A 9,055-nucleotide genomic window follows, 5' to 3' on the forward strand; every position below is an offset into this window, starting at 1 on the left:
CGGACATCGCCCAGCAGGCCTCTCATGGATGTCAGAGTTTACCCGTCGCGCCCGCACAGCGCGTGGTCTATCAGCGCCTTCACCGCCTGGTCGGCCTGCTCCTGCCGCCCCGTGTCGGACTCGTCGAAGCTGTTGGTCGACACCGTCACCGCGCGGCGCCCGTCGGTGGTGACGCCGTTCTCACTGGAGTAGCCGAGGGCGTTGCCGCCGTGGTGCCAGTAGAAGCCGCCGCAGCTCAGTGGGGTCGTCTCCAGGCCGAGACCGGCGCGGCGCCCCGGCTCGTCGGGTATCGGGACGGTCCGCCGCATCTCGGCGAGCTCGGCGGGGCGCAGCAGCCGCCCAGTGAGGAGCGCGCCGAAGAAGCGGTTGACGTCCTGCGGGGTGGTGACCAGATCGCCGGACGCGTCGGCCGCCGTGGAGTTGAAGACCGTGGTGTCGACGCGGCGCCCGTCCTCCGCGCGCCCGTCCTCCGCGTAGGTGTGGTATCCGTGTGCGTACGGCGCGGGCAGGTACGGGTGGTCGCCCGGCAGGGACGTCCCGGTCAGCCCCAGCGGGCGGATGACCCGGTCGCGGACCTCGGTGCGCCAGGGGTGTCTGGTGACCCTCTCGATGATCATTCCGATGACGACATAGTTGGTGTTGGAGTAGCGGTAGGCCGCCCCGGGCTCGGAATTCGGGGGATGGCCCACCGCGGCGGCCACCAGCTCCCCGGCGGTGTAGTGGCGGAAGCGGTTCTCGTAATAGCCCCGGGCGGAGTAGCCAGCGGGGAATACTCCGGGGATGCTCGTATAGCCGCGCAGCCCGCTGGTGTGCTGGAGCAGCTGCCGGACCGTGATGCGGCGGCCGTCGTTGCCGTGGCCGCTGACGACGCCGGGCAGCCAGCTGTCCACCGTGTCGTCCAGCGCCAGCCGCCCCTCGCCGACCAGCTGAAGCGCGACAGTGGCCACAAAGGTCTTCACCGTGCTGCCCGCGCGGTAATGGGCGTCGGTGCGCATGGGGGCGCCGGTGCGCAGATCGGCCTCTCCCGCGCGGGCCGTGGCGGTGCCGGACGGGGTGTCCAGTACGGCCGCGACCCCGATCGCCCCGGCCCGGTGGACCGCCGCGGTGTCGCGCCGTAACACTTCCGCGCTGCTCCCTCCGGGGCTGCGGGCCTCCCCTGGGGCGGGGGCCGCCGCCACCAGAGCGGCGACGGCCGCCAGAGCGGCCAGGGACGCGGCCACGCGCCGCCCCACCGCGCTCACGGCTTCACCACCTCACCGCACATCACACGGTCCAGAAGCGCCTGTACGGCCCTCTCGGCCCTGAGCAACCGCTCGTCGTCCGAGGTGGTCCCGCTGGCGCTGATCACCACCGAGCGCCGCCCGTCCGCGCTGAACGCCGTCCTCACCGTGCCGCCTTCGAGATCGCCGCCGTGGCCCCAGCGGTAGCCGCCGCAGCTCAGCGGCTGCCGCATCAGCCCGAGCCCGTACCGAAGCCCGGGGAACGCCATCTCGAAGTCGGGGCCCACGGGGACCGCACGGCGCATCTCGGCGAGCTGTGCGGCGGGCAGGAGGCGACCGCCGAGCAGGGCCGTGAAGAACCGGTCCAGGTCCCGCTGGCTGGTCACCAGCGACCCGGCGGCATCGGCCCACGAGATATTCCGAACGGTGGTGTCGGTCCACCGGTCGGAGCCGGGGAAGCGGTGGTAGTTATGGGCGTACGGCTGCTTCAGATACGGGTCGTCGCCGGGCTCGTAGGTGTCCTTCAGCCCCAGCGGCCGGATGACGCGGTCGCGCACCTCATCGGCCCAGGGCCGCCCGGTGGCCTTCTTGATGATCAGGCCGGCGAGCATGTAGTTGGGGTTCGAGTAGTTCCACTTCGGCGCCGGGTCGTCCGGGTCGGCGGGCGGGAAGTCGGGGCTGTGCCGCATCGCTCCGGCGATGCTCTGCTCCGGATCGATGTGGTAGAGCTTCGTCCGCTCGAAGTCCTCGGCCGTGTCCCCCAGGTCTTCCTCCAGACCGTAGTTGTAGATGCCGCTGGTGTGCTGGAGCAGATTCCGGATGGTGATGCGGCGGCCGTCGTTGCCATGGCCCGACACCAGGCCCGGCAGCCAGCTGTCGACGGTGTCGTCCAGCGACAGCCGCCCCTCGGCGGCCAGTTGCAGCACGACCGTGGCCACGAAGGCCTTGGTGACGCTGGCGGCCCGGAAGTTCGCACCGTACGGAACCGGGCGGCCGGTGTGCAGCTCGGCCTCGCCCGCGCGGGCCAGGACCCGACGGCGGCCGTCGCGCACCTCCACGGACATGCCGATGTACCCGGCCTCCCGCAGGGTCCTGGCCACTTCGCTCTGCAACTCGTCCTGTCCGAGCGAGGTGTCCGAGGACGCCGCGGCCGGCACCGCCGCGACGCCGCCGGCCGCGACCACGGCGAGCGCCGCGGCCGCGGCCACGCCCCTTAACCGGAGTCTCTTCGAGAACCGGGTTTTCTTCGAGAACCGGAGCTTCTTCGAGCGGATTTGCTCCCATCGGAGCTTGTGTGCGGAAGTCGGGGCGAAGGGCGTGACGGCGGGTTCTTTCATGCCCACCACCCTCCCGGAGCCGGCGGTGCCGGACCATCACGCCAGCCCTAGTCCCGAGGTCACGCCAGCCCTACTCCTCGGGTATGGCCAGCCCTACCCCGACGGGCCGTCAGGCCGAGGACCCGCTGTCGATGACCAGGTCCGTGCCGACCACCGCGCCGGCCGCGGGCGAGGCGAGGTAGAGCACCGCGGCCGCGACCTCCTCGGTCTCCGCGAGCCGGCCCAGCGGGGTCTCGCGCTTCATCCGCTCGGCCCGCCCGGCCTCCGTCTCGCCGGGCCGCAGCGACATCGAGGTGGCGGCGGCCCCCGGGCTGACCGCGTTGATGCGGATGCCCTGGTGGATGTGGTCGAGCGCGGCGGCGCGGGTGAGCGCGGACACCGCCGCCTTCGAGGTGAGGTACGCGGCGAGGTTGGGGATCCGGAGGTGTGCGCCCAGGTTGGAGGCGATGTTGACGATGGCGCCGCCGCCGTGGTCCTTCATGTGCGCGATCTCGTGCTTCATGGCCAGCCAGACGCCGGTGACATTGGTCCGCTGCACCGCGTCCCAGTCCTCCTCGCTCACCTCGCCGACAGGCCCCACGCCGCGCAGGATCCCGGCGTTGTTCACCGCGATGTCCAGCCCGCCGAACCGCGTGACAGTCTCCTGGACGAGCGCGCGGAGCTGTCCGGAGTCGGTGACATCGGCCACGGCCGCGGCGGCCTTCCCGCCGGCGGCCTCGATCAGCCCGACGGTCTCGTCCAGCGTGGCCGCAGTGCGCCCCGCGGCGACCACGGAGGCGCCTTCGGCGGCGAAGGCGAGCGCGATCGCACGGCCGAGGCCGGAGCCCGCGCCGGTGACGAGCGCGGTCTTGCCGGGGAAGCGGTTCATGGGTGTCTCCTTGAGAGATGGGTGTGTGGTGATGGGTGATGGGTGATGCGGCACAGTGGTTCAGGAAGCGGCCGGCCGGTGGCTCAGGACGGCCGTGGTCCGGTGCGCCGGCTCAGCGCGGTGAGGGCGGCGAGCGCCGCCAGCGCGGCCCCCGCCGCGGCCAGGGACGAGGCGTCGCCGCCGAGCGTGAGCAGGACGGCGAACAGGACCGTCGGGCCGAACTCCATCGCGGTGTTCATCACGCCGCCCGCGAGCCCGGCCTGCCCCAGCGGCACACCGTCGGTGGCGAGCACCGCGGCGCCCGCGAAGGAGGCCGCCGTACCGAGCGGCAGCAGCACAAGACCCGGCAGCAGCCCGTACGCGTACGGCGTGCCCGCGTCGAGCCCGCCGAGCGCGAGCAGGACGAGCCCCGCGCCGCCCACGCCGAGCCCGGCGGCGGTCACGGCCCGGGCCCCGTAGCGTCCGATCAGCGGCCCCGCCGCCCGCCCCGAGGCGAGCAGCGCGACGGCGAACGGCACGAAGGCGGCCGAGGTGCGCAGCGCCGACCAGTCGCGCTCCTGCTGGAGGTGGAGCGAGAGGACCACAAAGGTCATCGCGGTCCCGCAGGCGGTCAGCGCGATCGCCGAGAGCGCCGCCGCCCGCCGCCGGTCGAGCAGAAAGGGGGGCGGCAGCAGCGGGTCGCGGGCGCGGCGCTCGGCGCCCCAGAACGCGGCGAGCAGCACGGTCCCTGACAGCAGCGGCACCAGCACGTCGGCCGACGACCAGGGGTGGGCGTCGGTGACCACGAGCCCGTAACTGGCCAGGGTGATGCCGCAGGTGGCGAGGAAGGCACCCGGGAGGTCGAGCGCCCTGCCCCCGCTCGGCGTGGTGTCCGGCAGCAGCCGCGGCGCGAGGGCGAGGGCCGCACCGGCCACCACGAGCGGTACGGCGAAGTTCCAGCGCCAGGACAGCAGGGTCGAGATGACGCCGGAGAGCAGATTGCCCGCGGTCGCGCCGAGCACCGAAAGACCGCCCCAGGTCGCCATCGCCCTGCCGTACGCGGCGGGGGAGGGGAAGACGGCGCGCAGCACGGCCATGGCGGCGGGCGCGCTGAGCGCCGCCCCCGCGCCCTGTGCGAACCGCGCCGCGAGCAGGGCCTCGAAGCCGGGGGCGAGCGGGGCGGCGGCCGAGGCGGCGGCGAGGAGCGTGAGTCCCGCGGTGAGCGTCCGCCGCCCGCCGTACCGGTCGGCCAGCCGCCCGCCGAAGAGCAGCAGCCCGGCGAAGGTGAGCCCATAGGCGGCGCTCAGCAGGATCAAGTCCGGGCGCTGGACGCCGAATTCGCGCCCGATGCGGGGGAGCGGTACGGAGATCGCGGCGAGCGTGAAGATCAGCGTGGCCTGGACGCTGCCGAGCAGGATGAAGGCGCCGCGCTGCCGGACCTGTCGGGCTTGCCGGGCGGTGGCGGTCGTGGTGCTCACCTCGTCGCCGTCTACGGCGGTCATGGTCCCATCCCCCGAATTCTTGACCGAACGGTTCGTTATAAGGGCATGTATAGGAGCGCCTGATCGGCTCCGGTGCGTGTGCGAGGTGTGGCTCAGTCCAGCATGGCCAGCGCCTGCTCGGCCGCGTCCCGGACCCTGGCCGGGTCCTGCGAGGCCTTGCCGACCACCCGCAGCCCCTGCATCAGCACGAACAGCATGCGGGCCAGTGCGCGCGGATCGCGGTCCTCGGGCAGTTCGCCCTGGGCCTGGGCGCGGACCAGTGCGGCGTACAGCGGGGTCTCGACGTGTTCCCAGCTGATCTCGACCCGCCGGGCCACCGCGGGGTCGTGCGGGGCCAGTTCCGCCGCGCTGTTGGTGATGAAGCAGCCGTGGCGCCGCTCCTCGGGGGAGGCGGCCTCGGCGGCGAAGCTGCGTACCAGCGCCCGTACGGCGGGCAGCGCGGGGCCGGGCTGGGACAGGTCGCTCACCAGGCGCGGGTCGCGCGTCTCGGCGTACCGGTCCAGGGCCTTCAGGTACAGCTCGTGCTTGTTGCCGAAGGTCGCGTAGATGCTGGCGCGGCCGATGCCGAGGTGCTCGACGAGGTCGGCCATCGAGGTGGCCTCGTAGCCGCGCCGCCAGAACAGCTCAAGCGCCGACTGCAACGCCGCGTCGGGGTCGAATTCCTTGGTCCTGGCCACGACGCAGACTGTAGACTCAATGAGAATGATCGGTCAATAAAAGGCCGGCCCAGCCAACAGAGGGCCAGGAGTTGGGGGGAGGGACCGGCCGGCGCAGGGGGCGCTCCTCACCGGCCGGTCCGTCATCCCGTGCAGCGGGCAGACCGGTGTCAGGCCCTGCCGGCCGCTGTCCGCAGGGCAAGCCGGTGCTCGCCCGCGTACACGTTCATGGAGGCGCCGCGCAGAAAGCCGACCAGCGTCAGCCCGGTCTCGGCGGCCAGGTCCACGGCCAGCGACGAGGGCGCCGAGACGGCCGCGAGGACCGGGATCCCCGCCATGACCGCCTTCTGTGCGAGCTCGAACGAGGCCCGGCCGGAGACCAGCAGCACGGCCCCGGACAGCGGCAGCAGCCCCTGCTGCAGCGCCCGCCCGACCAGCTTGTCCACCGCGTTGTGCCGGCCCACGTCCTCGCGTACGTCCAGCAGCTCGCCCTCCGGGGTGAACAGCGCCGCCGCGTGCAGCCCCCCGGTCCGGTCGAAGACGCGCTGGGCGGCGCGGAGCCGGTCGGGGAGGGAGGCCAGCGTCTCGGGGTCGATCCGCACCGGGGTGTTCTCGTCGTCGCCCACCGGCCAGCGCGCCGTGGTGCGCACCGCGTCCAGGCTGGCCTTGCCGCACAGCCCGCAGGACGAGGTCGTGTAGACGTTGCGCTCCAGGGTGATGTCGGGGACGGGGACGCCGGGCGCCAGCTTCACGTCCACCACGTTGTACGTGTTCGAGCCGTCCTCGGTGGCCCCCGCGCAGTAGACGATGTTCGCCAGCTCGTCCGCCCGCCCCAGGACCCCCTCGCTCACCAGGAAACCGGCGGCGAGCGCGAAGTCGTCGCCCGGCGTCCGCATGGTGATCGCCAGCGGTTTGCCGCCCAGCCGGATCTCCAGGGGCTCCTCGGCGACGAGGGTGTCCGGGCGCGTGCTCACCGCGCCGTCCCGGATGCGGATGACGCGGCGGCGCTCGGTGACCCGTCCCATATCGATCAGTCCCGTCAGTCCCGTCAGTCCCGGTTCTGTACGTGCTGGTAGCCGAAGCGACCCTTGATACAGAGATTGCCGTGGGTCACCGGATTGTCATGTGGCGAGGTGACCTTCACGATCTCATTGTCCTGCACATGGAGTGTGAGGTTGCAGCCGACGCCGCAGTAGGCGCATACGGTCGTGGTCTCGGTCTGCGCCGACTCGTCCCAGGTCCCGGCCGCCCGCATGTCGAATTCCGACTTGAAGCTGAGCGCGCCGGTCGGACACACCTCGATGCAGTTGCCGCAGTAGACACAGGCCGAGTCGGTCAGCGGGGCGTCCTGCTCGGTGGAGATACGGGCGTCGAAACCGCGGCCCGCGACCGCGATGGCGAAGGTGTTCTGCCACTGCTCACCACACGCGTCCACGCACTTGTAGCACAGGATGCACTTGTCGTAGTCGCGGACATAGAGGTCGTTGTCGACCTTCGGCTGCTCGTCCACCCGGGCGGCGTCCGGTCCGAAGCGGCCCGGCTCGGCCCCGTACTCCTCGATCCACTCGGCGGCGCGCGGCGTCGTCGACAGATCGGTCGAGGAGGCCAGCAGCTCCAGGACCACCTTGCGGCCGTGCCGCGCCCGGTCGGTGTCCGTACGAACCTCCATGCCCGCCTCCACGCGGCGCGAGCAGGCCGGGGCGAGGGTCCGCGCGCCCTCGACCTCCACCACGCACACCCGGCAGGCGTTCTTGGGGGTGAGCGTGTCGCCCTGGCACAGGGTCGGAATGTCCTTGCCCGAGGCGCGGCACGCGTCCAGGAGCGTGGACCCCTCGGGCGCCCGCACCGGCTCCCCGTCGAGCGTGAAGTCGACCAGGCGGCGCGGCGGCTGGAGCGGGACGGCGGTCATACGGAGGCTCCCTTCCCGGTGGACGGTCGAGGGGGGTCGAAGACGCCGAGCCGGTCGATGGCGGATTCGACGGCGTTCCAGGCGGTCTGGCCCAGACCGCAGATCGAGGCGTCCCGCATCGCCTGCCCGACCTCGCGCAGCAGGGCGATGTCCCCGGCCGCGGCCGCCCCCGTACGGTCCTTGATCCGGTGCAGCGCCTCCTCCTGCCGCACCGTGCCCACCCGGCAGGGCACACACTGCCCGCAGGACTCGTCGCGGAAGAACTCCGCGATGCGCAGCAGGACGCGCGGCAGTTCCACGCTCTCGTCCAGGACCAGCACCACCCCCGAGCCCAGCGTGGTGCCCGCGGCCCGGGTGCCCTCGAAGGTGAGCGGCACGTCCAGCTCGTCGGGGCGTACGAAGCCACCCGCCGCGCCGCCCAGCAGCACCGCGCGCAGCGCGGGCGGCGGCCCGGCGAGGTCCAGCAGCTCGCGGAGCGTGGCGCCGAACGGCAGCTCGTAGACCCCGGGGCGGTCCACGGCGCCGGAGACGCAGAACAGCTTGGTGCCGGTGGAGGTCTCGGTGCCGACGCTCGAGTAAGCCTCGGCGCCCTCGGTCAGGATCGGCAGGACGTTGACCAGCGTCTCGACGTTGTTGACCGCGGTCGGCTTGCCGAACAGGCCCTGCTCGACGGGGAACGGCGGCTTGCTGCGCGGCTCGCCGCGCCGCCCCTCGATCGAGTTGAAGATCGCGGTCTCCTCACCGCAGATATACGCCCCCGCGCCGCGCCGGATCTCGATGTCGAACGCGATCCCCTGGCCCAGCACATCCGGGCCGAGCAGCCCGCGGGCGCGGGCCTGGCCGATGGCGTGCTCGAGGCGGGCGAGGGCGCGCGGGTACTCGCCGCGCAGGTAGAGATAGCCGTGGTGGGCGCCGATCGTGTATCCGGCGATGGTCATGGCCTCGATGAGCGCGTACGGGTCGCCCTCCATCAGCACCCGGTCCTTGAACGTCCCCGGCTCGCTCTCGTCCGCGTTGCACACCAGATAGTGCGGATGGTCGGGCTGCCGGGCGGTGGCGTCCCACTTACGCCCGGTCGGGAACGCGGCCCCGCCACGTCCCACCAGACCCGCGTCGCCCACCTCGCGGATCACCCCGGCGGGCCCGAGCGCGAAGGCCCGGCGCAGGGCCGCGTAGCCGCCGTGGGCGCGGTAGTCGTCCAGGCTCGCCGGGTCCACGACCCCGACCCTGCGCAGCAGCCGCAGCCCCTGGGCCCCGGCCGCGGCCTGCGGTACGGCGGCCACGGCGGGCGGCTCGGCCGGTGCGTCCGCCACCGCGCGGGCGGCCTCGGCGACGGCGGCGGGCGTGGCGGGGGCGATGACGGCGGTCGTGGGAGCCCCCGCGCGGATGGCGAGCGCCGCCGGGGCGCGCTCGCACAGGCCCAGGCACGGGCTCGGCTGCCAGACCACACCCCCCGCCCGGGCCGACCCCGCCGCCCCCAGGTCCCGCTCAAGCCCCGCGCACACCTCCGCCGACCCGCGGGCCGCACAGGCCAGGTCCGTACAGACGTGGACGACGGTGGCCGGGCGGGGGCGGACCGAGAAC

General features: G+C 73.1%; 8 protein-coding genes. All 8 read right to left on the minus strand.

Annotation, left to right across the window (positions count from 1 at the left end):
- Positions 1-38 precede the first annotated feature (38 nt).
- Positions 39-1,241, minus strand: coding sequence for a serine hydrolase domain-containing protein (locus CCN51_RS08805; protein WP_014175331.1), 1,203 nt, complete (start codon positions 1,239-1,241; stop codon positions 39-41).
- Positions 1,238-2,428: a serine hydrolase domain-containing protein gene (locus CCN51_RS08810; protein ID WP_014175330.1), complete on the minus strand. Its 1,191-nt coding sequence runs from the start codon at positions 2,426-2,428 to the stop codon at positions 1,238-1,240. The genes CCN51_RS08805 and CCN51_RS08810 overlap by 4 nt, the downstream gene beginning before the upstream one ends.
- Positions 2,429-2,666: 238 nt before the next feature.
- Positions 2,667-3,425 (minus strand): SDR family NAD(P)-dependent oxidoreductase, encoded by a 759-nt coding sequence (locus tag CCN51_RS08815; RefSeq protein WP_014175329.1) that lies wholly within the window; start codon positions 3,423-3,425, stop codon positions 2,667-2,669.
- 83 nt (positions 3,426-3,508) lie between these two features.
- Positions 3,509-4,906 (minus strand): MFS transporter, encoded by a 1,398-nt coding sequence (locus CCN51_RS08820; RefSeq protein WP_014175328.1) that lies wholly within the window; start codon positions 4,904-4,906, stop codon positions 3,509-3,511.
- 92 nt (positions 4,907-4,998) lie between these two features.
- Entirely contained in the window at positions 4,999-5,583 is a 585-nt protein-coding gene (locus CCN51_RS08825) for a TetR/AcrR family transcriptional regulator (protein WP_014175327.1), read from the minus strand.
- Positions 5,584-5,732: 149 nt separating this feature from the next.
- Positions 5,733-6,587 (minus strand): formate dehydrogenase accessory sulfurtransferase FdhD, encoded by an 855-nt coding sequence (gene fdhD / locus CCN51_RS08830; protein WP_014175326.1) that lies wholly within the window; start codon positions 6,585-6,587, stop codon positions 5,733-5,735.
- Between the two features lie 23 nt (positions 6,588-6,610).
- Complete coding sequence (locus tag CCN51_RS08835) at positions 6,611-7,471, minus strand: 2Fe-2S iron-sulfur cluster-binding protein (RefSeq protein WP_014175325.1); 861 nt, start codon at positions 7,469-7,471, stop codon at positions 6,611-6,613.
- A partial coding sequence (locus CCN51_RS08840; protein ID WP_086859424.1) for an NADH-ubiquinone oxidoreductase-F iron-sulfur binding region domain-containing protein occupies positions 7,468-9,055 on the minus strand: 1,588 nt, incomplete at its 5' end. The genes CCN51_RS08835 and CCN51_RS08840, both read right to left, overlap by 4 nt.

This window comes from Streptomyces milbemycinicus (assembly GCF_002154605.1).
GTDB lineage: Bacteria > Actinomycetota > Actinomycetes > Streptomycetales > Streptomycetaceae > Streptomyces > Streptomyces milbemycinicus.